The sequence below is a fragment of the Bacteroidota bacterium genome (assembly GCA_016706255.1).
Classification (GTDB): Bacteria; Bacteroidota; Bacteroidia; order Chitinophagales; family BACL12; genus UBA7236.
In genome coordinates, this window is record JADJJZ010000006.1 from 676,075 (window position 1) to 700,915 (window position 24,841).

A 24,841-nucleotide genomic window follows, 5' to 3' on the forward strand; every position below is an offset into this window, starting at 1 on the left:
CTCGAAATGAGCAGTTTCGCGGGTTAATAACTACTTTTGCAGCGCATGCTCCTTATTACTATTCTGGTGCTTTTATTAATTGGCGGCTATGTGCTGCTCATCCTGTATTTTTTACTGGGATGGCTGCGCTTAAAAGAATATGTGCCCGGTAATGCAATTCCGGTAACCAGGGTTACTGTTGTTGTGCCAGTTCGCAATGAGGAAAAAAATATTTTAAACCTGCTCGGTAACCTGCGCGATCAACAATACAATAAAGATTTATTTGAGGTAATTGTAGTAGATGACCACTCAACCGACAATACCTTAAAACTGATAAACGGGTTTTCAATGTCGAACTTGCGGGTAATTGCTCTAAAAGATGATCCGGCTTTGGCAGATGCGAGCAGAACAAATAAAAAAATAGGAATTGAAAAGGCGGTGCATGCTGCAAACGGTACATTAATTATGACAACCGATGCCGATTGCCACCCGGGAAGTAACTGGATAAAAACAACAGTAGCCTATTATGAAGCACACAATCCGGTAATGATTGCCGGAATGGTAAGTTATTTTCATGATACCTCATTTCTTGGAAAATTTCAAACACTGGATTTTTTAAGTCTGGTGGGCATTGCTGCGGCAAGTATCCAAAATGGATTTTATAATTTGTGTAATGGTGCAAATCTGGCATATACTAAATCGGCATTTATTGAAGTGGATGGCTTTAGGCAAATCGACCATATTCCAAGTGGTGACGACATGATGCTGATGCATAAAATGGCAAAAAAATTCGGCGATAAAATTGCGTATCTGAAAAATAAAGACAGTATCGTATATACTTCTACAGAAAAAGATTTTGTCACTTTTTGGAATCAGCGTGTACGCTGGACCAGCAAATCGACACATTATGAAGATAAACGTATTACCGGCATTTTGGCCTTTGTTTATCTGGTCAATTTACTCATTGTATTAAATCTGGCCATCGGAATATTTTATCCGCCTATGCTGAAACTCGCTATGTGGATGTTTTTGGCCAAATTGTGTATCGATACTTTGTTCACCTATGCTGTTACTAAATTTTTCAGAAGAGAAAATTTACTTTGGTTATTTTTACCCATGCAGGCTGTACACGTTTTGTACATAATTTTGATAGCCCCGGCGGGTGTATTTGGAAAATACAACTGGAAAGGCAGAAGAATTTAATATTGCGGTTTGCAAGTAAAGCATCATGCGAAAACAAATTACCGGATTCAGTATTTTTATTTTGGTATTGGCAATTATTTTTGCCTGGTTTCGGTACGCTTCTGCTGATGCCAATTTTATTACTGCATTTTTTATCAGCTTAAAAGTAATTTTAATTACCCTTGCGGTTTTATTTATTATTTATTATCCTGCAATTAAATTAATTCGTTTCTGGTGGAAGAAAAAACTGACAAGTGTCGATATCAGAAATAATCAGAAAGCGAAATCATTAAATCGTTTTATTCAGAATGGTAATGCACTGATTGGTTCTATTACCATATTTTATGCTTTAATTCTCGCGTTATTAGCGCACATTATTGCTCCCGATATTACACCTTATGCGAATGACCAAATAAATGAATTGCCATTTAAAGAACCCGGTTACAGTATCATGATTTTAGAGCAGCCGCTGGAATTAAAACCCGGCAAAACAGGTTTTGTAAAATGGCTGATCAACGGAAAAAAAGTCGACTATCGTCAAATTCCGATTACTGCTTACCGGTTTGCAGGTGATACCATAATTGTTGAACGATATATTGGTGATGGCATTGCCGGACAGGAGTTACATTTTTTGATGGAGGATATTACCGGAGAAAAATTAGCTTCCGGAGAAAACAGTAAACAAATAACCAAACATTACATACATAAAAAAACATTTTTATTAGGCACCGACGATTTGGGCCGCGATTATTTAAGCCGGATTTTATTGGGTATTCGGGTATCATTATCTGTTGGTGTGGTTGCAGTTATTATTGCATTATTTATTGGTATACCACTTGGTGCTTTAGCCGGTTTTTATAAACAATATCCGCCATTTATGCGGCTGGGCAAAAAACGTAAATTTTTTTTCCCGGTAGATGGTGCCGTAATGTGGTTTATTAATATTGTGTGGTCAATTCCCACCTTGTTGTTGGTGTTTCCGATTGTATTTGCATTCGGGCAAAATTTTTATACCATTTTTATTGCTGTTGGAATTACCATGTGGGTGGATATTGCACGTATTGTGCGCGGACAGGTATTGCAGGTGCGGGAACAGGAATTTATTCAGGCGGCGAAAACATTCGGCTATTCTGATGGAAGAACCATATTCAGGCATATATTGCCAAATATTACCGGACCGGTTATTGTTATTACAGCGGCAAATTTTGCTTATGCCATTTTAACCGAAGCAGGACTCAGTTTTCTTGGCATTGGAGTGCAGCCACCTGCCCCAAGCTGGGGTTTAATGATTTCAAAATATAAGGATAATTTAATAACTGAACCCTATCTTGCTTTGATTCCGGGCTTTGCAATCACTATCTTAGTGCTCGCATTTTTTATGATTGGCAACGGGCTTAGAGATGCGCTTGATATTAAAAGCCGATTGTGAAACAATAATAAATTGATTTATTTTTAGATGGAATTTTGAATTATGGCAATTGCGGGATTAAATGTGATGGAAATGTTGCGCGACCAGTTGAAATTAAAACAACTGGAGATAGATTCCCTATTGGAAATAACCAAAGCCATAAATTCCAATAAATCGGCCTCCGCATTGTTCGAATTGTTTCATCGTACTTTGAAAGACCAAATTGGGGTTGAAAATATGTTGCTGTATAGTAATAATGGCGACGATTGGGAACCGGTGATCGGAAATAAATTTATTTCGGAACTGAATCCCGATTTAATGAATACATTATTAAAATATAATAAACTCACCGACTTAAGTGCATTAAACGGCGAATTGCCGGATTATTTAAAACAATATGATATTTTAATTCCGGTATTTCACAAAGAAAAGCCACTTGCTTATTTATTAATGAGCAATCCAAGGGTTGAGAGTTATGAACCGCTGGAGGACAAAGTAAAATTTGCTCAAACCGTTACCAATATTATTAGTGTTGCCATCGAAAATAAAAGACTGTTCAAAAAGGAAGTTGAGCAGCAATCGTTTAAAAAAGAATTAGAACTGGCAGCGCAGGTTCAAAGTATGTTGATTCCGGATACACTCCCCAACGATGATAAAATACAAATGGCAGCCATTTATCTGCCGCATCAAAATATAGGTGGCGATTATTATGATGTATTAAAATTGAGCGATGATGAAATGTTTTTTTGTATTGCCGATATTTCCGGTAAAGGAATTGCTGCGGCAATATTAATGGCAAATTTTCAGGCGCAAATTCGTGAGCTCACAAAACGCAATCCGGTTACTATTGAAGAATACATGCATGAATTAAATAAAGGTGTATTAATGAGCACAAAGGGTGAAAAATTCATTACACTTTTTCTTGCAAAATACAACCGCAAAACACGCATATTGAAATACGTTAACTCAGGACATAACCCACCAATATTAATTAATTCGCACGGATATAAATTTTTAGATAAGGGCACTACTATTTTGGGTATGTTCGATGAGCTACCTTCCATAAAAATGGGCCAGGTGCCTATAGTTGAAGATACTGCAATAATTTGCTTTACCGACGGATTAACAGATGTAGTAAACGAAGACAATCAGGTGTTTCCGCTTGATGAATTAATTGGCCTGCTACAAAAAAACTACACCGGCGATATCGCAACCCTCAACAAAAAAATCATCAATGAAATTATGCGCTTTAAAGGTGAAGATGGCGCGGTGAGTGATGATATAACAGTTTTGTCTGTGAAAATACTTCGTTGATTAATGTGCTGATTGAACAGCCGATTTTGAGTGAGAATTTAATTCGGAGCTCACGTTGGGGCTAATCAATATTAGCCCGGCTCATTATGCGATAATTATTCAGCCGAATTTGAGTGAAAATTTAATTCTGAGCGTTGATTTATAATTTGCAAAGGGTAACCACGGAGTTCACGGAGAAACAGCGCACAGAGGTCGCGGAGAATTACGAGTTAAATTTTAATTATGTTTTCCTAATTAAATTTTATTCGTAAAACTTAAATTAACGAATAATTTCTCTGTGCCCTTTGTGTGTATTTTCTCAGTGTTCTTTGTGGTTAAAAAAACAATGCTCCAATAAAATATTTAAGTATAAATAATAACTCAAAAGTATAAGGATTATCAAATTTAGTTGTGATAGAAACGATACAGTGATTTCTAGCCCCGATCGAAATGAAAACAAGCTGATGTACCAATGGAACAGCGGTTATGAGGTTTATTTAAAATTAGCTGCTTGTTGCAATGAAGAGCGGGCAACGATTGTGTGGGTGTGGGGGATGTTGATGCTCCAAATATTAATAAGGTGTTGTTTGCTTAAAATTTAATTGCAACCGAGTAATTAAATTTAAACTGTTGTGTTGAGCTTTTGGTTGCGCTTGTGGTATAAATCGAGGTTGATGAGGATGGCCATGAACATGAAAAATGAGGTGCCTATTTTGTCTGCTTCAATTAAATCGCTTAGTGAAATGTTTACGATAATTGTGATGATGGAAAGGGTTACTGCAAGTGTGATATTTTTATAAAGTTTGTCGGTAAACCTGTTGTATAATGTTTGTCCGTAATACAAAATGGTGACTAACAATGCGACCCAAATTGCAATGCCGATAAAGCCTTGTTCCACTGTTATTTGCAGATAATAATTATGTACAGTTGAATGTTCTTCGTTGCGACTGATATACGTTTCGAATTTATTTACGGTGTATTCTTTGTAATTAAAATAAAACTGACCGGGACCAAAACCTAAAACCGGTTTGTCTTCAATCATGTGCATGGCAGCTACCCATCGATAAATACGTTCGGCACTGGATACATCTTCTAAACTCATGGTTGATTCCATGTGCTCGGAAAAATTGCTGTGATAAATTGTTTTGGTGTATTCCGGTGCATAGTCGAGATACTTATTATTATGCACCATGTAAAAAGCAAAAACAATAACACCAAAAATGGCAATACCTACAGCAGGCAATAATTTATTATATCGAATTAAAAAATATGCAGCAAAGGCACCGGTAACCGATAACCATGATGAGCGAGTGTAGGAAAAATATATACCTGCCAAAATAATAGCCACACCTAATTTCAGCAGCATTTTTTGCCACGTATATTTTTTAAACCAGGAAGTTGCTACAATGGTAAGCGGTAACATTAATGCTAAAAACACGGCATAATTTACGTGATTTCTGAAAAACGGCACCATGGTTTTATTTACTTCGCTAAACCGGAACTGATAATGATAATGATTAATCAGCGTATAAATGGTAAGCACTAGTGTAGGGACAAATAAACACCAAAATGCAGTTTTGTAATCTTTAAAATTTTTAATTACCAATCCGCTCACACAAAAGAAAGAAACAATAAACCAGGTTTTTGCCAATAAATATTTTAATGAGATTACAATTTCGTCGGCAAAAAGTCCTGTAAATAACATCCAAGTAAAATGAATATACAGCACAATTGCAATGGGGTGACTAAAAAAATCGCGGTCCAAAATTTCTCTTTTCATTAATACGAAAAAAAGAAAAGTGAACATGAGCACTATCATAATTGGCTCGGTAGGCAATGTGGTACTAAAACCCGAGCTGGAATAAAATTCTGTTGCGCCCGGTGTTACGAGCAACAACAAGAAAAATATTTTTTTGTAATTAATTACCAGTTGGTAGGCAAATAAAAAGCCAACCGGAGCCAGATAAAACAATGGTTCATTCAGCATAAATCCTGCAAACATCGAAGTGATGGCAAGGACTGTAGCTGTCCAGAAAATATTTAATTCAACAGGTTTTGCCTGCAGATTAAGCATTCTTGATTTGATTTTTAATTTTCCGGTAATTTTCGGTTAGTACCGCAAGAATAATCATAAAGAAAAATGCACCCATTGTTACACCAATTACAATTAGTGAACGCACCGGTTTATCTTTTCTGATTGCAGGATAAGCTGCTTCGGTAATATGAACGGTTGAAAAATCGGTATTTACTGAAGTTTGATTTTGCTCTAATATTTTTTTATTATTATTTAAATCTTCAACTGCGGCAACCAATTTACCATCTAATACCATTAATACTTCCGGACTAACGCCTGTTTTTTTAATGGCAGAAATACTATCGGTTAATTTTGTTACCAGTGCATCTTTTTCTGCTACCTGACTTTTAAATGTTTCTACTACGAGTTTTTTATCGCGCAGCAACATGTCTTTATTATGGTTGTCGATAGTTTCAACTAAATGATTTGCCATTTCGCTGGCCAGGTCTTTATCCTGATCCCAAATAGAAATTTCAATTGCACCGTATTCAGTTTCTATTGTGCTGTAATTACTTAAAAATTCCTTTTTGGTATTATAACGTGACATTTCTTTTGTGGAATCATAACCATAATGCTCCATTAAATGATATTTATTAATAATGTAGTCGATAATACCACTGGTATTGGCAATGGTTAAAATACGGTCAACATCGCTTGCACTACCAAAATATTCGATTTCAATTTCACCTGACGACTGGCTAAATAAAACCTGCCTGTCGGTCATAATTGGATTGGAAGGATAAAAATTAACGGTAGACTTATAATAATTCGGCATAAAGAACCAGGTAAAAATACATGCAGCTATTGCTACAATTACGGTTACTACAATAAGGGGTTTACGCCATTTAGAAATAATTTGAATCAACCTGATTAGGTCGTTGGATTGTTCCATGCTTGAAATTTAGAGTGCAAAGGTAGAAAAACTACATAATTGTTCACTTTTTAAGCAAAGCTTGTCTGAACCCTGCAATAAAAGGCCTTATTTCTCCAAAACGGATTACACCTGAAGGAAATACAGCAGTGATGCTGATTAATCCGCTTAAAACATATCGTATGATCCAGTTTACGGGTAAAAGCGACAGTAACAAATTAACGCCTGTTACTACAATAATAAATAGCACTGCCTGAAAACCCTGTTTTAGTGTGCCCGGTAACGAAAATTGTTTTCCGGCCAGATAAACATGAGCAATTAATACCAGCAACTGTGAAAAAACCGTAGCAACTGCGGAGCCAAGCGCTTTATATTCGGGTATTAGTATCAGGTTGAGGATAAGATTGAGCAGGAAACCGGCCAATGAAATTTTATTGAGCAAACGAATCCGCCCGCCGGCAGTGAGCAGGCTACCATAAATATAAGTGAGACTAATTCCGATGAAACTGACCATCAGCCAGCCTAGAATATCGGCTGAATAGGCGCCACCGGTGGCATAGAGCAGCTGCATAATCTCGTTGCGATAAAAAATTGTGGTAACACCTACACAAACGCTAATCACCAACATGAGCTTGTAACCCAGTTCCAGCAAGGGTTGTATAGGTTCTTTGTTTGCAAATAAACGCGAAAACATGGGCATGAGCAGCCCGGCAAACAAAAATCCGATTATACTCAGAGCATCGAGCAATCTGAATGCTGATGCGTATATACCCGCTTCAAACGCGCCTTCATCTCCTAGCAGTCGTTCTAATAACACGCCATCGGTGCGATAATAGGCAGTCATTAAAAAACCTAATAACGCATAAGGATAACTCTGACGAAACACCGTGTACATAAGCGTTTTGTCAATTTTAAACCGGATTTGCATTTTTTGAGCACCTAAAATGGCAATGGCCACAAAAAGTGAGAGCGCGTAACCAATTATTTGTGCATACACAAACACTTCTGCAGAAATACTAAACGGCAGCAGGGTGGTCCATAAAATTATTCCGCAAATGAGTGAAGTGAGCAGTTTATCGAGCACAGACAAAACGGCATCGGTTTTAAATAGGTGCAGGGCATTGACATTGGAGCGCAAAAAGGCATAAAACGACATTAAAATCTGCATCAAAATCAATAACCACAATAGTTCCAGCTGTTCACCCGAAAAATGAATGCCAAAAGCCGTAATAAAAACCAAAATGGTGTAAACCACACTGAGCACTAATTTTAAGGCAAGGGTAGATACCAGCACACCACCTAATTTTTCGGGCTGACCGGCAATAATGCGATTATTGTAATTATTGATACCAAAATCGAGGATTACCTGAAATAAATAGGCAAAATTGAACAGGGCGAAGTAGGTACCATAGGCATCAGGGCCAATTACATTCTGAACGGAGCGGTCGATGCCAAGAATCCAGAATGGCTTCACCAGCAGGTTCAGCAGCAGTAAAAATCCGATATTGGTGATAAAATTTTTCCGCATTTTTTTGTTGGCGCGCTAAAAATAGTTATTATTGCTTCAAATTAGACGCTAGCGACAAACTTCTACCTAAAGATTTAGTGATACGGCAAACTTCTACGCTTTTTCAGTTCATTATTAAAACAACCTGTATAACATGCTAATAGCTGTTAATACCCGTTTCCTTATTAAGGATAAACTGGAAGGCATTGGATGGTTCACCTATGAAACCATGAAGCGCCTTACGCTCAATCATCCGGAGCATACTTTTCTGTTTTTGTTCGACAGAGAACCTGATCCCGATTTTATTTTTGGAAAAAATGTTAAACCACTCCGCGTTTGGCCACCTGCCCGACACCCGTATTTGTGGAAGTATTGGTTTGATAAAGCCTTGCCGCGTGTATTTAAAAAATACAAACCTGATTTATTTATTTCTACCGACGGATTTTTATCGCTTAAAACCGATGTGCCAACGTTATTGGTAATTCACGATTTGGGATTTGAACATTATCCTACCCATACACCTGAAGTAGTAAGTAATTATTACAGGAAGTACACACCATTGTATGCGCAAAAAGCCGATCGCATTGTAACGGTATCGGAATTTTCAAAAAAAGATATTGTAAAAAATTATCATATCAGTCCCGACAAAGTTGATGTTGCCTATAATGGTGCTAACGATAAATATGTGCCACTTTCGGAAACAGAACAACAAGCAGTGCGCAACAGAACCACCGGTGGTAAACCCTATTTTTTATATGTCGGCTCTGTACATCCACGAAAAAATGTAAAAAATTTATTGCTGGCGTACGATTTACTACGGAAAGAATATTTAACAGAAAATAAATTAGTGATTGCCGGTCGCATGGCATGGAAAACCGATGAAACAAAATTGGTTTACGACAGCATGCAGTTTAAAGACGATGTAATTTTTACCGGTCATTTACAATTAAGTGAACTCACACGACTTATGGCATCAGCGGATGCATTTGTATATCCATCATTATTTGAAGGCTTTGGCATTCCTGTTGTTGAGGCAAGATATTGTGGCGTGCCTGTAATTACATCCGACCGTTCCAGTTTACCTGAAGTAGGTGGCAGCGGCGCCTTGTATTTTAATCCGGAAGATATTACGAATATTAAAGATGTTATGAAACATTTTTTAATGGACAGAGAAAATATTCTGAATGCAGCACGCAAAGCAAAAAATGTAAAAGAGATTTTTAATTGGGATAAAACGGTAAATCGTATTGAAGATGCGATTAATTCTATCAATCATAATTTCAGTAAGCCCAGGCAATCGGCGGAGGTAGCTTGATTTATTCTGAAAGCTGTAAATTCGTGGTAAAATTGTTTTGTATGATACGTTTTCTACGTTTTTGGCAATAGTATTTTCAGGCACCGCTATTTTCGCACAGCAACCAATCAGCCGCTCACCACTGCAACAGTTTCCAGTTGCCGCACAAGTGGTAATGCGCGAAATACACGACGATTTTAATCCGCAATTACAACATCTTGAAATGCCCGCTCCCGGAAGCGAGAGTTATCGCAGGCATTTAATTGATTTAAAATCTGCATTGTACGATGGCAATAAATTTCAACCTACAGGATATAAAAATAATGCGACCGCTTCTTTATCTGCTCCGGAAGTGTTAGCCGGATTTGAAGGAAATATTATGGGTTCCAGTGTGCCAAATGATAACGATATGGCGATTTCAAATAATGGTGATATCATTTCTGTTATAAACTCGTCCATTTATTTTTACGATAATACCAATACCTTATTATTTTATACTTCATTAGCAGCATTTTCTGATACGTTAGATATTCCGGATGCTAAGTTTGACCCAAAAGTTTTATACGACCCAAGAGCAGATAAATTTGTAATGTTGTTTTTGGCGGGATTTGACCCGGAGCATACCAATGTTATTATTGCATTTTCTCAAACTAGCGACCCGCTTGGCGCCTGGAATTTATATTCCATTCCGGGAAATCCGAAAAATAATAATTTATGGACCGATTTTCCCATGTTTGCGTTAACGGAAAATGAATTGTTTTTAACAATCAACCTCATTATTCCCGATGAACCCTGGCAAACAGGATTTAGTGAAACATTAATCTGGCAAATGAGTTTAGATAAAGGATATAATGCTGAACCATTGGATGCTGTTTTTTATGATAGTATTTTTTTCGACAGCAAACCCATTCGCAATTTAAATCCGGTGCGTGGTGGTTCAAATACTTATGGTCCGGATATGTATTTTTTATCGAACAGAAATTTTTCTGAATCAAACGACACCATTTTTATTGTGCATGTAACCGGATTATTAGACGACCCGGGAACAACTGTTGACATAGATTATTCGCTATCAAATATGAATTATGGTGTTCCACCTCAGGCAAGACAATACACCACAAATATTTTTGATACCAACGATGGGCGTATTTTAGGAAGTTATTATGAAAACGGACAAATACAATTTGTATCAAATACATTGGACCCTGCAACAGGATTTTGTGGAATTTATCATGGTATAATTTCTGATTTGGATGGGGCTAAAACAATTGAAGCAAATATTATTGGTGATGATACATTGGATTTAGGTTATCCGAATATTTCCTATACCGGAAAATTTGTTGGTGATGACCAGTCAATAATTACATTCGACCATACTGCACCAACAGTATATGCCGGCATGAGTGCTGTATTTTATAATTGGGGAGATTACAGTGAGTTGGTAAATTTAAAAACCGGTGATACGTATGTAAATATTTTATCAGGTGGCTATGAACGTTGGGGCGATTATACCGGCTCACAAAGAAAATATAATGAGCCGGGTGTTGTTTGGGTAAGTGGAAATTTTGGAAAATTAATTGATGTATTTCCATTTGTGCAACACAATAATGCAACATGGATTGCTTCGTTAAAAAGTACAGTAGAGCCAAATGTAAGTGTTAATGCACCTGAAACAGTTGCAACGCCGGTTGTTTTTCCAAATCCGAGTGCCAATATATTTAATACTAAATTTAATTTAACTGAATCAGGAACAGTGATATTTTATTTGTACGATATTAATGGCAATCTGGTAAAAGAACTATTGCGCAATAAAGCTGAAACCGGAGAAAATATATTTACTTTTTCAACCAACCCGTTAGCAGCAGGTACTTATGTGCTTAAAATTGTGCTGAATAATAAAGTGTTTAACACACAGCCTGTTGTAGTGCAATAATTTATTTACTGCCACATCCATGCTTCAGCACTGTGTGTTGAATTTTAGTTGACGCCAAAAACACTTACCTTCGCGTTTTATTTTTGCATAATGGGAAGAGGTAAATTACGTATTCGTGAGCAGGTTACTATCGACACAATTGCCGACGGCGGCGTTGGTATGGGCAGGGTAGAAGGTAAAGTGATTTTTGTGGAGCAGGTAATTCCCGGCGATGTTGTAGATGTGCAGCAAACAAAAAAATACAAAGATTATGAAATGGGTTATGTTACCCGTTTTCATCAATATTCTCCTTTACGAATAACACCTTTTTGCGACCACTTTCAGGTTTGTGGTGGATGTACATGGCAAAATGTATCGTATGAAACACAATTGTCGTTTAAACAACAATTGGTTGAAGATGCATTTAGAAGAATAGGAAAATTTACACAATTGCCTGCAATAGAAAAAATTACAGGCTCGCCGTTTGATAAATATTATCGTAATAAATTAGAATTTACGTTTACAAATAGTGGTTATATTAATGACCCTGATTTTAAAAAAGAAAATCACGCAGATAAAAAACCGGCATTAGGATTTCATGTGCGCAAACAATTTGCAAATGTGTTTGATATTAAACACTGCTATTTGCAACCAGCTTTGTCGAATGAAATACGGTTGGCATTGAAGTCGTACGGGTTAATGCATGATTTACCTTTTTTTGATTTGCGTGCCAAAACAGGATTTTTGCGTAATGTAATTATACGTAATACTTCCACCGGAAATATCATGGTCATAATTGTGGTGGCAGAAAATAAACCGGAATGGATATTGCCGCTTATGAATCATTTACATGAAACATTCCCTGAAATTTCATCATTATATTATTGCATTAACGAAAAAAATAATGACACCATTTTTGATCAGGATGTGATTTTATTTTCGGGCGAAAAATATATGATTGAACAAATTGATGAGGTTAAATATCATCTCGGACCAAAATCTTTTTTCCAGACGAATTTTGAACAGGCAAAACACCTATATCATAAAACCCTTGAACTGGCTGATTTACAGCCCGATGATGTAGTTTATGATTTTTATACCGGTTTAGGAAGTATTGCACTACTCGCAGCAAAATATTGTAAAAAAGTTGTTGGGGTGGAATTAATTGAGCCGGCTATTGAAGATGCAAAAATGAATGCGACTTTTAACGGAATAACAAATTGTACGTTTATTGCAGGTGATATGGCAAAAATATTTACACCTGAATTTATTACAACACATGGTAAAGCAGATGTAGTAATTACTGATCCGCCACGAGCAGGCATGCATAAAGATGTATGTTTAAATTTACTGGAACTGGCTCCACGTAAAATTGTATATGTAAGTTGTAATCCGGTTACACAAGCGCGTGATATTCAGATATTATCTGAAAAATATGATGTCACTTTATTACAACCTGTTGATATGTTTCCGCAAACTTATCACGTAGAAAATATAGCACTACTCATAAAAAAATCCTGACCATTATAGCCAGGATTTCCGTTCAAAGTTAAGACTAAAAGATTATTCAACAGCTTCGTGGAATACGCCTGCTTCTACCCAAAAATGCCAGTATGTTCCACCGCTTCCACTTGCCCATGTTGTTAAATTAAATGTATTGGTTCCGGCTGCAGTTGCAGGTACTTTATAAACGCGTAATGCTGCATCACTTCGGTCCCATGTTAAAGGACTGCCTGCAACTATTGTTTCCGGATTACCACCCAATTTTTTCAAAAAATAAGCATTGTTTAATCCGTAAACATGACCGATACCGGCTTCATCAATACAAACTGCAGTTTCTTCTTCAACACCAATTCCTCTTGCATCAATGCCATTATCCTGAATTAAACGTGCCATAAATGTAACATGGCGACCTTTGCGGTCAGGATTATTATAATGCGAATCAGTAATAGTATTTATTAAAATCGGAATATCGAGAAAATTATTAAACTGCACACTCACTTTGCTGCCATAAGGATTAGAAAGTGCTTCAGATGATGTTACCGTTCCTTTTTTTGCATCAAAATAACCATCACCTAAAATGGCTAAGCCGGCGCTGGTTCCACCAACAGGAACATGTTTTACGTTTACTAAATAGTTTACTGCATCTTCTACTTTTGAATCTTTCCAGTAGTTAGCATAATCCCATTGATCGCCACCGGCAATAAATAAAGCTTCTGCATTAATTATGGTATTGTATGCATTAATATCGTCAGCATCTTTTTTACCTTTTATTACCAGTGTTTCAATTGAATTTACACCACCAAGGTCTGTATAAACATATGGATTATAACCATCTGCGCCTGTTGCTCTGATAACAACAAAATCGCCACCACCACTTCTCGCAATCATCCATTGAAACGCAGCATCTACATCGGTGCTGCCACCCATTAGTACAAATCCTGCCTGGGTTGTAGTTGTTACATCTGCAGCATCACCGGTTAAATAACGGGTTACTTTCATATTTGCATCAGAAATGCCGGTTTGTTCGTCGATCACCTGCAGCTCAGTCTTGGAGCATGCTGAAAGCAATGTAACAGCAATTAAAATTGATAGTGTTGTTCTCATAATAAAAGTTTTAGTGTGCAATTAGGTAATTGAATTAAAGTCGCTATTCAAAATTACCAATTTACCTTTCTTGGAGGCTTCAATTCAGAAAAAAATACATTACTGTTTAAGGCAAATTGTGACATGAATGAAAACCATGTATATACAGGTTTTTAGGTGCCGGAAGCAGCAAAACCATGATTTTCTTGTAAAATTTACACTGATTTGTGTTCAACTACCACGTTGATTATGAGGTAATTGTGCGATTAGGGCTTTTTTAGTAAACCTTGTAATTTGTCGTAAGCCTGACGGTTCAGACTATTGTTCACAGCTTGTTTGATGTCGCGTTTTTCTAATGAGGTTAAATGAAAACTCAGTGAAGCCCGTTTGTTATTTTCTGATGGTTGATATTCGAAAGTAATTACTTCCATTTTGCCATCTAAAATAATATCCAGATAATTCAATAATTGATCATTTTGATAATCCTGAATTTCCACCCAGTTACTATATAAACTTTCTACAGGGCTGGCGAATTTTTGTAAAACACCATTGCTTAAATCAGTTTTAATACCCAATTCCTGTTCTATAGCGCGCACATTAACTACAATTACACCGGATGTATTTTGTTTAATCCAATCGCTAAAAGTAGCGACAAATTGTGCTGAAGTTTGAATGCCATAATTATCACGTACACCTGCATCCATTACCTGCACTTCAGGTGTTGTTGGCAGATGAACTAAGGGTAAAATATAAGGGAATGTGCAATTCATACGCAATACACTGGAGAATTGCATATTACCGGCTTGCTCTCCGAATAAATAATGTGCATCAATACCATCAACTTCCGGTTCGGTAAAATGTTTATCGCGGAAAACCGGCCGGGCGAGATAACTTACCGGTTGTGTTGAAATATATAATTTCCGATCATCATTAATTATGGTTGGCGTAAAAATCATCATCGGTATGCGCATGTTAAATTCATCGTCAGCATAATCTTTTAATTGTTTATCAAATGCATTGTCTGTATTTTCATTTAACATGGTTTCAAACATATAACCTCTGTCTTTATGATGTTTTGTTTCGGCACTATTAAATGTTTGTAAGGGATAAAATAAATCGTTAACCACCAGTGTGAAACCTAAACCGTTTAATAAATCGGTGCTGATTTTTTCAGTATAGGCATCATCATATAAATTAATTGCGCTGCCATTTATTTGTTGGAGATATAATTCGCGGTAATAAGCTGCCGCCAGCATTCCGCCTGAAGCGCCTGTTATGAGCGGTGTATGCTCCATGAGTTGATGGTTGGTAATACTATCAGCCTGCTGAAACACCTGCATCGCAAACGACATAGCTCGGAGTCCACCACCACTGCAATTAATTACAATCAATTTAGGTTTTGGTCCGTATTTGGGAAATTTGGCGCGCCAGTTTTCCAACATCACCAAGGTGTTCAACATATCGTTTGAAGTATGTGTTGAATCGCTGCCAATTTTCAGTGTGTCGATGGTGTAATTATTTGTTTGATGATAATCAATGCCAATTATTTTATTTTCATAACTCAGCATATCCGATTTCATTAACAAATCAGCAATTAATAGCAGGATAACAAAGAAAAATAATTTCCATGCGCCCATCCAATAATAATATGCGCCTAATAAAACAATCAGAATAGATAACAATAAAGAAATACTTGCACCGGCAGGAATTCTGAACACCGGATTTTCCATTAATAAACTCAATAATAAAATAATACTCACTGATGCAACTTCCACAAACAATGCATTTGCATGATGTTGCTTATATACAGACCGGATTATCGATTCCGGGTAGTGGTCGGCAGAACGTGCGTGTTTCCATCTCAATTTATTATTGATATAATAAGATGTTGTAACAGGGTGATGTGCGGTAACCTCTTCGTGGGTGGGTTCTTCAGGCCCGGGCAGGGCGTCAGGTTGCTGCTTTTTTTTGATTATACCAATTATTTGAAAAATATCTTTATTGGTTCTGAAGAAATACAACATGGAAATCAGAATTACGATAAAGGTACCACAAAACAATCCCAAAATTTGTAATCCGATTGCCCCTAATTGTAACAGTCCGTAACTCGATTGAAACCCAATAATTTCGAATATATAAATCAGAAAAAATAAGCCGGGTAAAAAGGCATTATTTAAACAATAAATTCCGAACGGACGATTTAATGTTGCCAAAAAAGAATACCGATGTGCATTTAAAATATAACTGGTGATATTCCAAACGATAAATAACCCACCGAGTGAAATACCAATTAAAAAGAAGCTTAAAAAATTTACTTTACCAAAATATTCAGGGTCGAGGAACAACAATGGAACACCATAACGTGAGCCTAAAAATCCACCGGTAATACTGATTAAAAAAAGCCAGGTAATAATTAAGAAATGATTCCGCTTTAAATGTGCTATCAGCAATTGAACAGGGAATGCCATGATGAAATTTCGAAAAGCGGATCGAATCATGAATAATTATACGGCAAAAATTTTAGAAGGTTCACTTTTTTGAAAGTCTATATGCTTATATACGTAAGCAGGATGGCCGTTACACTAAACTGACAATTCAATAACAAAATACCGGGAACTTCAATTAAAATAGGGAAAAATAAAAAGTGGAAAGTATATAAAATGGAAATGCTGCATGCTCCTCATCATGCAGCATCCGTTTAGGGGTATGTTGCCTAACCAATAACCTGTAAAGGTTGATAGCAAAGAAAAAGATAAACCCCGAGATTTGCAAATAAATTAAACATTATTTGTAATCTTTGAGAAAATTTAAATATTTTTGACTTAATATTGTTGATAATATAATAAAACCCAACCCTTATGTCAGAAAATTACGAAATTGATAAAGTGGATATACAAATTTTGCACCTTTTGATGCAGAATGCCATGATGCCATTTACGGAAATTGCCCAAAAGATAGGGGTTTCGCCCGGTACCATTCATGTTCGAATGAAAAAAATGGATTCCATAGGGCTTATAAAAAGTTCGCACCTGATGGTAAACCCCATCAAATTAGGATACGGAATTACGGCGTTTTTAGGGGTTTATTTAGATAAAAGTTCTATGTATGATAATGTGGTAAAGGAACTGGAAAAGATCCCGGAAATAGTGGATTGTCACTATATGACAGGAACCTACAGCATGTTCATCAAAATCATCTGTAAAGACACCATGCACCTCAAACAAATACTCCACGATAAAATTCAGCAAATCGGTGGCATAGATCGCACCGAAACCTTCATTTCACTCGAAGAAAGTTTCAGCCGTCCAATGAAGCTGGAGCTTCCAAAAAGGGGATAAGCGATGATAGGTTCAGTCTCAAATTGAACTTTTACGAATTATGAGTGATGAGTTGTCCACCGAGGCGGACATGAGGAATGAGTGGTGCAGGCTTAAATTCGACTTTTGGAGTTTTTGCTGTTACAATCGGCTAAAAATTTCATTTATTTCGTACTGTACTGATTAAGAATACATTTCAATTTTCAATTAAATAAAAAATCTTCGTGCAACTTCGCGGCCTTTGTTCCTTCGCGGTTACGGCTGTTTTAGCAATGAAATTTTTTCTAATAATGAAAAATAAATAAACTTAATTCCAATTTTACTCAAAACCAGTCATTTCTCATCCCTCATTACTCATCCGCATCAAACAGCCGAAACCACAAAGGTCGCAAAGAAACAGCCCACAAAGAGCACAAAGAATTTTTCGAAATAATTTAATTAAACAATTCATTGAAAATTATTCACAATAAATAACAATTTTAGCCGAAATTCTCCGTGAACTTTGTGTGTATTTCCTCTGTGTTACTCCGTGGTTTCGGCTGTTAACAAAAATGCAATGTAATCGAACAATAAAAAATAAATAAACTCAATTCCATTTTTACTCCGAACCACTCATTTCTCATCCCTCATTACTCATCCGCCTCAAACAGCCGAAACCACAAAGTCGCCAAGGCCACTAAGTAACGCTAAGTAAATTGTATTAAAACCTTCGTGCAACTTCGCGGCCTTTATTCCTTCGCGGTTGCGGCTGTGTTAAAAATGAAACGTTATCTAATAATAAAAAATAAATAAACTTAATTCCATTTTTACTCCGAACCACTCATCCCTCATTACTCATTACTCATCCCTCAACCCCACACCCTTGTAGCAAGATCAAACTGTTCAGGAAAAGTGATAAGGAGGTGTAACCTTTCGTAGAATTTTTCTATTGTCGCTTCATCATGCAGGTTAGCGAAAACACCCGGTGCAAATAAATCGTCGGTGCTGGAAATCGCGAGGTAAATTTTATTGCCAACAAACGACATCTGAACATCCTGATAAAAATGATTTTTAAATGCAGTAATGCGCTCAATTAATTTCGGCGATAAAATATATCTTGCCTCAACCGGGTCAGTAGTATACACCGCAAAATATTTTTCAAATTCAATATCCTCCATTAAAGCCAGTTGCAATGCAGGGCGATGGATCAATTCATTAATCCGTTCAGCCGTATGCTCCCCGAAAATCATCCGTGCATTATCAGGGAAAATATACGTTTCACCGGTTGTTTGTTTATTAAAATCAGTAACAAATAAATATCCCTTAAACAGTTGTGAATATTTTGTTTCCGATTTGCCATTACTCTGCGTGTGTTCAACCTGCATTACATCCAAAAAACTACCTTCAAACGATTTGTCAGCATTTGCAAAATAATCTCTGCTTTTAAACGTGTCGATTTTTTGATAAGTAAATAATTTGCTTTGCACAAATTGATCCTGAACCAAACCATTTTCTGAAGTATATTGAACTTTTTTATCAATAGCTGGCAACGATACGCTAAAAAGCGTTTCTTTAAAATGATTTAAAAAACGATCTTCAAGCTTTTTAATCAAATAATAGGGCCCCAGCATTACAAATACCGATGCAATTGCTAAAATCCATTTCACCATAAAATGCATACCGAATTCAGCACCTAAAAACAGTGTGCCGATAATATATCCGCCAGCAATAGCAATGGCACTAAATATCAAAGTTAAAACACTAACCCGCGTTTTATTTAAAGCCAACTTCGGATCAATTTCACCCAACCGTCTTTTAACGTGCGTTGAAATTAAACTAACCACAACAATTGTTAAAACGAAATACATAAAAAAGCGCATTGCCCCAATAAAACCATCATTAAGATCGGCCTCTCTCTTAAACATATCTAAAAACCCTAAAAACAAACTCACCACCAGCGTAATAAAATACAATTCGTAAACGCGACAAATAAATCCGGCTACTGTTGCCGTTTTACGTTGTTTATCCAATTTGGCAATTGCCGGTTCGAGGGTGGAGATGTAGAGGGTGTGGAAGGTGGACAAGGTGCTGCTATTTGTTACAAAAATGAATGTGCAACAAATATAATAGGATTATCATGAAGTAAATACCGGATAATCACATCGCCACATACTCAAACCTTCTCACCACAATTTCCTGCTCTAAACCATCAGTAGGTTTAGTGTCAATCCATGGTAGTAACCAGAAGTTAATACGCGCATTGGTGTTGGGACCAGGAGCGGGAATTACGATAGGTACTGAAGAATTGCCACCTTCGTTTTTTACACGGGCCGGATTATCAAGGTCGAAACTCCAATATGCTGTTTCGTTAAGCGGGTCGGTGGAATCGCCTTTATAGCTGCGCCATTCAATTAACGTGTCGGTCCAGATAAATACATGGGTGGTTACACCAATTAAATCTCCGGGTTCCGTAATCGCATTGTGGGTGCGTTCAGGATACGTTGGTCCGAAGGCAACGGGTTGAACTGAATAATGTAACGTTGTTGCTAAATCAGGATTGCCCCATTTCGAAAATTCGATATCTACTTCGCTGTTAGCAGCGGTATAAAATGATTCGTTGTCCCAGGTAAATAATCCAACAGTTATATTTTCAGGAATATTTTCCAAATCAGCCTGCATCACCCAGGTGTATTTGCCGTATCCTAATGTGTCGCGACCAACAATTTCGCTACTGTACCATTTGCCATTGTGTTCGGCAATACGCATGTGTAAATATCCGTTATCATCAACAAAAACATCTTCATAAAAACCAGTAAAATAATTCGGGCCGGGACCAACCTGATATTCATTGTATTTTACATCCCAAACATATCCGGAAAAGGTAACCACATCGCCAACACGACCTAATACATCCTCAGGGTCCGATTGCATGCAGCCACTCAAGAAAATTCCCGCAATAATAATTCCGAATACTTTTTTCATGTTATTTATTTTGATAAATAAAACGCATTTTTTTCATCTCCAATAAAAATATCAAACCATCCTGCTTCAGCTATCCATTTTGAATCACGTCCGACAAATGCAATATCTTCGGCACTTATTGTAAAAGTTACAATATGTGTTTCGCCCGACTGCAAATTAATTTTTTCGAACCCGCGTAAACGTTTAACAGAAGGTGTTATACTGGCATATCGATCGGCGATATATAATTGTACAACTTCTTTACCTGCAACTTTTCCGGTATTGGTTACGGTTACGCTGATTTGTAATTTTCCGTTTGCCAAAGTATCGTTTGATATAACCAGATTGCTATATTCAAAGTTGGTATAACTCATTCCAAAACCAAATTCCCATTGTGGATTAAATGCATTTCTGCCAAAACTTTGATCCAAGGTTTCTGTGTGTTTATGATCATACCACAATAACGAATTTTCATATCGCGGATAAGTAAATGGTAATTTTCCTGAAGGATTTATTTTTCCGTAAATAATATCTGCTAAAGCTAACCCACCATAATCACCAGGTTCATAAGCCATGATAATAGCATCACATAAAGGTTCAATATCGTTTACCAGTAATGGACGGTTTTCAACTAATACCAAAACAATCGGTTTGCCTGCAGATTTTAATAATCCGATTAATTGTTGCTGATTTTCAGGCATACTTAATTCGTCGATATCACCAACTTTTTCGGTTGATGGTTTTTCGCCGAGACAAACAATTATAACATCACTCGTTTTTGCAGCATTTAATAATCGGTCGGCTTCATCATATGCAATAAATACAGTGTTCGATTGATTTAATGCTTCACGAATTGTATATTTTGACTGGTCGTTCCAGGTAGTATCTGTTCCCTGCCATGTTCTTGTCCATGCGCCATTTAAATACGTCATGCTGTTTGCTGCTGGTCCGGTCACCAATATTTTTGTTTCCTGTTTTAATGGTAATAACGCATTATTATTTTTTAACAGGGTAATTGATTCCTGAGCCATATTTCTTGCAGCCTGCGCAAATTCATCGGAACCGAATTTTTTATAATCGGTAGTTGCCGGTGTAAATGGTTGTTCAAATAAACCTAATTGTTTTTTTAATTCGAGAATACGTTTAACAGAAATGTCTAAACGCGATTCGGGAATTTTACCTTCTTTTACGAGTTCGGTTAATAAAATGGTGAAATTATAATCGTTCGGCACCATACACATATCAATACCAGCATCAATTGCCATATAAACAGCATCTTTTAATGTAGGTGCAACCATGTGAATATTATTCAGCTTCATAATATCTTCCCAATCAGTAACCGCTACGCCTTTAAATCCTAATTCGTTGCGTAATAAATCGGTGAGAATTTTTTTATCTGCATGAACAGGAATACCATTTAATTCGCCACTGTTAATCATAACAGTTGAAGCACCTGCATTTATTGCCGCCTGAAAAGTTGGTAAAAAATATTCGCGTAACTGAATGTCATCAATATAAACCGGTGTTCTGTCTTTTCCTGTACGCGGCATGCTATAACCTAAAAAATGTTTCATACAGGCTGCTACATGATAAGCATCACCAATATTATTTCCCTGATAACCATTAATTGTTGCCAATCCCATTGTTTTTGCCAATAACACATCTTCACCATACGTTTCAAATAACCGTGACCAGCGTGGGTCTCTGCCCAAATCTAATACCGGAGAAAAATTCCACGGAATTCCACTTGCTCTTACTTCGTACGCTGTAATTTCTGCACCACGTTTTACTAATTTCGGATCCCAACTGGCAGCTTGAGCTAATGGTTGTGGAAACAGGGTAGCACCTAAGGTATAATTCGCACCATGAATGGCATCTATACCATAAACAATCGGAATTTTTAATCGTGTTTGAGTAGTAGCAACTGTTTGAATGCCATTAATGATAGTATGCCACTGCGTTAAATCATAAGCATGTCCACCGCAATTTAAAATGGAACCAACATGATATTCTATTAAGGCACGATTTAATTTTGCTGCATCTAAATGATGCGGTTCAACCAATTTGTAAATATCACCTTCACATACCACATCTAAATTTAATTGCGTCATCTGACCAACTTTTTCTTCAATGGTCATTTTTGCAATTAATGCATCAATATCTACATTCGATTGCGCATGTAAAATAGTAGAAATAAAAAAGATTCCAATAATACTGTTTACCCGCAGTATATTAATTCGCAACTGTTTCATTTATAATTCGCATTTTTCCCCATAACTGAGGCGATGTGTGAAAACCCTCATTATATGGATTATTCCAACGATATTGTTTTTCTCTTCCTTTTGTAGTGCCTGCATCAATAGCAACTTCTATCTGATAATTATTTCCTGCAATAAATGGTGCAGCAATAAATTGATCTACCGGAATTATTGCTTCAACTATATAACCGGTTGTTGTTTTTTTGGTCATTACATTTCCTGTAGCCGCTGTATTATTTCTCCAGTTCCATAAAACAGGTGCTGTTGTAGCCTTAATGCCGATATGTTGGTCAGATAATAAAAATGCTTTTCTGTTTGCAGATGCAGCAGCGTTGGTAGTAAATGCAATTTCAAGTGCATCACCATTCCAGATATCTTTTCCACTTTGAATATTTTGTAATGGCGAAGCATCATTTACTTCTGCATATACCATCATATTTTTATCATTTACGGCAAGCCAAACCTGACCATTTTCTAAACTAAATCCGTTGCCTGAATAAATATTATCTTTTATACCGTCAACAGTTGCTAACGTATTTACAAAAGGCACAATTGCCAGTTTAGATTCCACCGTTTGTGTCGGAACAATTTTTAAATCATCAAAAAATATTTCACCTTCCGATTCAAACTGAATAATCAATTGTTTTATTCCGGATTTATCTGCATCAAACTGATTAAAATCAAACGCCGTTAAAGGAATTTGCACTTTAGTCCATTGCTCGGTAATTTTTCCGCCTTCAATAAAATTGGAAAAAACACCTGCCCATGCTTGCCCACCGCCAAAATCTTCAAATGCCATTGCCCATGGTAGTCCGGGCTGTGTGCCTTTTGGTGAGCGCACCATAAATTGTATGGCAGCTTCGTTATAAATTTCCTGTAAATTTTTTCCGTTCCAGCCATCCCAACCAATGCCTATTCCAACCCAATTGCAGCCGCCTGAAGTTTTATTCCATTTAATATATAAGCCACCTTCACCAATCATGGTTGAATCAAAAATATTTTTTACGATGATGCACGAAGTATCTTCAGTTTTCCAAAGTTCACTCGTAACATAATCGGTAAAAATATTAATGGCATACACATTTTTAATATGCTGAATACTATCGCCACCTGAACCTGTTTCATAAACACTAACTGGTTTTATGGAACATGAAAATATGGTTGCACTTAATACAACTAATATTATTGCCGGCGATATGAAATTGCGAATCATTAAGGTTTAAATGGTTGGTTTTCTGTAAATAACATTAAATCCATGTAAGCCTGCGCATAACCTGAAACAGGATTTGCCAGCATAAGCACAGAAACTTGAATCAATTTTTCCGGCTCATAAATACCATTGCCAATCGGGTCAGCAGCAGCACCATTCACTAATGTTGGCATATCAGCATATTTACTGCTTACCAATTGCCATCCATCATTATTATTTAAAGCTACTTCAATAGAAAATAAATCTTCTTCACCATCGGTATATACGCCATCACCATTGTCATCTTCACGGAATTGAAATAAAACCAATCCGTTATTTAAACCCGGAATTTTTGATAACATCACATTAAAATAAACATTGTTCGGATTGCTGTTTAAACTAAATGTAGTTGCACCATAAGCGCTACCGGGAATATCAACTAATCCTAATAACCAATCCCAATCCACAGTTCCGCCCATGTCATAATATTTCGCACCCTGAGCTGCAGGATCTGAATCTGTAATTACAAAACTCATATCTGCGCCTGACTGCACAAAAGTGCTCCAGCCCGGATTAAATTCACCTTCAAAATCAGATAAAATTAATCCTGTAATAACCTTAGTGCCTAAAACCGAAACATTTTGAATTAAGGTATCATCTTCACCATCTATCGTTAACATCGCTACACAATCCTCAGCTCTGAACATCGGTAATGTAGTTGCAGAACCATCCCAAATGGAATTATCCGCATCTATTAATCTTGAAAAACCTTCAATGGTATAAATTGCGCCGGAAGTATTTCCAACAACTTCAATTTTCCAGTTAACATTTTTCGAAAATTCAGCAGAAAAGGTCAAGGTTTGTCCAACACTAAAATCTACAGCAGCAGCACTTGCGCTTAAACTGTCTAAAATGCTGAAATCGCCATAAATATCGTTGAGCGAAGGGCCATCATATCCGGAATCATCTTTTGTACATGAAGCCAGTAATAAGACGGCTGAAAACAGAGGAAGAAATATTTTTTTCATATC

Annotated in this window: 17 protein-coding genes; 7 read left to right on the forward strand and 10 right to left on the reverse strand. The window is 36.7% G+C overall.

The features are described 5' to 3' along the window. Positions 1-45 precede the first annotated feature (45 nt). The 3 genes from IPI65_11600 to IPI65_11610 are packed head-to-tail and all read left to right on the forward strand — an operon-like array spanning position 46 to position 3,883. On the forward strand, positions 46-1,182 hold the full coding sequence (locus tag IPI65_11600; GenBank protein ID MBK7442157.1) for a glycosyltransferase: 1,137 nt from the start codon (positions 46-48) through the stop codon (positions 1,180-1,182). Positions 1,183-1,207: 25 nt separating this feature from the next. Further along, the gene (locus IPI65_11605) at positions 1,208-2,590 is read left to right on the forward strand and encodes an ABC transporter permease (GenBank protein ID MBK7442158.1); all 1,383 of its coding nucleotides are present in this window, start codon (positions 1,208-1,210) and stop codon (positions 2,588-2,590) included. Between the two features lie 42 nt (positions 2,591-2,632). Continuing rightward, entirely contained in the window at positions 2,633-3,883 is a 1,251-nt protein-coding gene (locus IPI65_11610) for a PP2C family protein-serine/threonine phosphatase (GenBank protein MBK7442159.1), read from the forward strand. Between the two features lie 601 nt (positions 3,884-4,484). On the opposite strand, the gene IPI65_11615 is transcribed toward IPI65_11610, so the two are convergent. Genes IPI65_11615 through IPI65_11625 form a run of 3 tightly spaced genes read right to left on the reverse strand, consistent with a single transcriptional unit; the run spans position 4,485 to position 8,335 of the window. Continuing rightward, positions 4,485-5,936 carry an O-antigen ligase family protein gene (locus tag IPI65_11615; GenBank protein MBK7442160.1) on the reverse strand — a complete coding sequence of 484 codons (1,452 nt, stop codon included), beginning with the start codon at positions 5,934-5,936 and terminating at the stop codon, positions 4,485-4,487. Continuing rightward, positions 5,929-6,828, reverse strand: coding sequence for a hypothetical protein (locus IPI65_11620; protein MBK7442161.1), 900 nt, complete (start codon positions 6,826-6,828; stop codon positions 5,929-5,931). Before IPI65_11620 ends, IPI65_11615 begins: the two co-directional genes overlap by 8 nt. A gap of 43 nt (positions 6,829-6,871) precedes the next feature. Then, on the reverse strand, positions 6,872-8,335 hold the full coding sequence (locus tag IPI65_11625) for an oligosaccharide flippase family protein (protein MBK7442162.1): 1,464 nt from the start codon (positions 8,333-8,335) through the stop codon (positions 6,872-6,874). A 133-nt stretch (positions 8,336-8,468) separates the two neighbouring features. On the opposite strand from IPI65_11625, the gene IPI65_11630 reads away from it, so the two are divergent. From IPI65_11630 to rlmD, 3 genes are all read left to right on the forward strand, one after another. Continuing rightward, the gene (locus IPI65_11630) at positions 8,469-9,629 is read left to right on the forward strand and encodes a glycosyltransferase family 4 protein (GenBank protein ID MBK7442163.1); all 1,161 of its coding nucleotides are present in this window, start codon (positions 8,469-8,471) and stop codon (positions 9,627-9,629) included. Positions 9,630-9,666: 37 nt separating this feature from the next. Beyond that, the gene (locus IPI65_11635; protein MBK7442164.1) at positions 9,667-11,541 is read left to right on the forward strand and encodes a T9SS type A sorting domain-containing protein; all 1,875 of its coding nucleotides are present in this window, start codon (positions 9,667-9,669) and stop codon (positions 11,539-11,541) included. Positions 11,542-11,631: 90 nt separating this feature from the next. Continuing rightward, on the forward strand, positions 11,632-13,041 hold the full coding sequence (rlmD, locus tag IPI65_11640; protein MBK7442165.1) for a 23S rRNA (uracil(1939)-C(5))-methyltransferase RlmD: 1,410 nt from the start codon (positions 11,632-11,634) through the stop codon (positions 13,039-13,041). 42 nt (positions 13,042-13,083) lie between these two features. On the opposite strand, the gene IPI65_11645 is transcribed toward rlmD, so the two are convergent. Beyond that, positions 13,084-14,127 (reverse strand): cyanophycinase, encoded by a 1,044-nt coding sequence (locus tag IPI65_11645; protein ID MBK7442166.1) that lies wholly within the window; start codon positions 14,125-14,127, stop codon positions 13,084-13,086. Positions 14,128-14,372: 245 nt separating this feature from the next. Next, complete coding sequence (locus IPI65_11650; protein ID MBK7442167.1) at positions 14,373-16,574, reverse strand: patatin-like phospholipase family protein; 2,202 nt, start codon at positions 16,572-16,574, stop codon at positions 14,373-14,375. Between the two features lie 390 nt (positions 16,575-16,964). On the opposite strand from IPI65_11650, the gene IPI65_11655 reads away from it, so the two are divergent. Next, positions 16,965-17,444 carry an Lrp/AsnC ligand binding domain-containing protein gene (locus IPI65_11655; protein ID MBK7442168.1) on the forward strand — a complete coding sequence of 160 codons (480 nt, stop codon included), beginning with the start codon at positions 16,965-16,967 and terminating at the stop codon, positions 17,442-17,444. Positions 17,445-18,271: 827 nt separating this feature from the next. On the opposite strand, the gene IPI65_11660 is transcribed toward IPI65_11655, so the two are convergent. The 5 genes from IPI65_11660 to IPI65_11680 form a co-directional block, all read right to left on the reverse strand. Next, complete coding sequence (locus tag IPI65_11660) at positions 18,272-19,486, reverse strand: DUF3137 domain-containing protein (GenBank protein ID MBK7442169.1); 1,215 nt, start codon at positions 19,484-19,486, stop codon at positions 18,272-18,274. Between the two features lie 73 nt (positions 19,487-19,559). Then, the gene (locus IPI65_11665) at positions 19,560-20,384 is read right to left on the reverse strand and encodes a hypothetical protein (protein MBK7442170.1); all 825 of its coding nucleotides are present in this window, start codon (positions 20,382-20,384) and stop codon (positions 19,560-19,562) included. A 5-nt stretch (positions 20,385-20,389) separates the two neighbouring features. Further along, positions 20,390-22,615, reverse strand: a complete 2,226-nt coding sequence (locus IPI65_11670) for a glycoside hydrolase family 3 C-terminal domain-containing protein (GenBank protein MBK7442171.1) — start codon at positions 22,613-22,615, stop codon at positions 20,390-20,392. Beyond that, the gene (locus IPI65_11675) at positions 22,596-23,834 is read right to left on the reverse strand and encodes a hypothetical protein (protein MBK7442172.1); all 1,239 of its coding nucleotides are present in this window, start codon (positions 23,832-23,834) and stop codon (positions 22,596-22,598) included. The genes IPI65_11670 and IPI65_11675 overlap by 20 nt, the downstream gene beginning before the upstream one ends. After that, positions 23,834-24,838 carry a hypothetical protein gene (locus IPI65_11680; GenBank protein ID MBK7442173.1) on the reverse strand — a complete coding sequence of 335 codons (1,005 nt, stop codon included), beginning with the start codon at positions 24,836-24,838 and terminating at the stop codon, positions 23,834-23,836. The genes IPI65_11675 and IPI65_11680 overlap by 1 nt, the downstream gene beginning before the upstream one ends. Between the last annotated feature and the right edge of the window lie 3 nt (positions 24,839-24,841).

What these genes read in the sequence shown, in the direction of transcription:
- IPI65_11600 (MBK7442157.1), top strand. Translation starts at nt 46, where the DNA reads ATGCTCCTTATTACTATTCTGGTGCTTTTATTAATTGGCGGCTATGTG.
- IPI65_11605 (MBK7442158.1), top strand. Translation starts at nt 1,208, where the DNA reads ATGCGAAAACAAATTACCGGATTCAGTATTTTTATTTTGGTATTGGCA.
- IPI65_11610 (MBK7442159.1), top strand. Translation starts at nt 2,633, where the DNA reads ATGGCAATTGCGGGATTAAATGTGATGGAAATGTTGCGCGACCAGTTG.
- IPI65_11615 (MBK7442160.1), bottom strand. Translation starts at nt 5,936, where the DNA reads ATGCTTAATCTGCAGGCAAAACCTGTTGAATTAAATATTTTCTGGACA.
- IPI65_11620 (MBK7442161.1), bottom strand. Translation starts at nt 6,828, where the DNA reads ATGGAACAATCCAACGACCTAATCAGGTTGATTCAAATTATTTCTAAA.
- IPI65_11625 (MBK7442162.1), bottom strand. Translation starts at nt 8,335, where the DNA reads ATGCGGAAAAATTTTATCACCAATATCGGATTTTTACTGCTGCTGAAC.
- IPI65_11630 (MBK7442163.1), top strand. Translation starts at nt 8,469, where the DNA reads ATGCTAATAGCTGTTAATACCCGTTTCCTTATTAAGGATAAACTGGAA.
- rlmD (MBK7442165.1), top strand. Translation starts at nt 11,632, where the DNA reads ATGGGAAGAGGTAAATTACGTATTCGTGAGCAGGTTACTATCGACACA.
- IPI65_11645 (MBK7442166.1), bottom strand. Translation starts at nt 14,127, where the DNA reads ATGAGAACAACACTATCAATTTTAATTGCTGTTACATTGCTTTCAGCA.
- IPI65_11650 (MBK7442167.1), bottom strand. Translation starts at nt 16,574, where the DNA reads ATGGCATTCCCTGTTCAATTGCTGATAGCACATTTAAAGCGGAATCAT.
- IPI65_11655 (MBK7442168.1), top strand. Translation starts at nt 16,965, where the DNA reads ATGTCAGAAAATTACGAAATTGATAAAGTGGATATACAAATTTTGCAC.
- IPI65_11665 (MBK7442170.1), bottom strand. Translation starts at nt 20,384, where the DNA reads ATGAAAAAAGTATTCGGAATTATTATTGCGGGAATTTTCTTGAGTGGC.
- IPI65_11670 (MBK7442171.1), bottom strand. Translation starts at nt 22,615, where the DNA reads ATGAAACAGTTGCGAATTAATATACTGCGGGTAAACAGTATTATTGGA.
- IPI65_11675 (MBK7442172.1), bottom strand. Translation starts at nt 23,834, where the DNA reads ATGATTCGCAATTTCATATCGCCGGCAATAATATTAGTTGTATTAAGT.
- IPI65_11680 (MBK7442173.1), bottom strand. Translation starts at nt 24,838, where the DNA reads ATGAAAAAAATATTTCTTCCTCTGTTTTCAGCCGTCTTATTACTGGCT.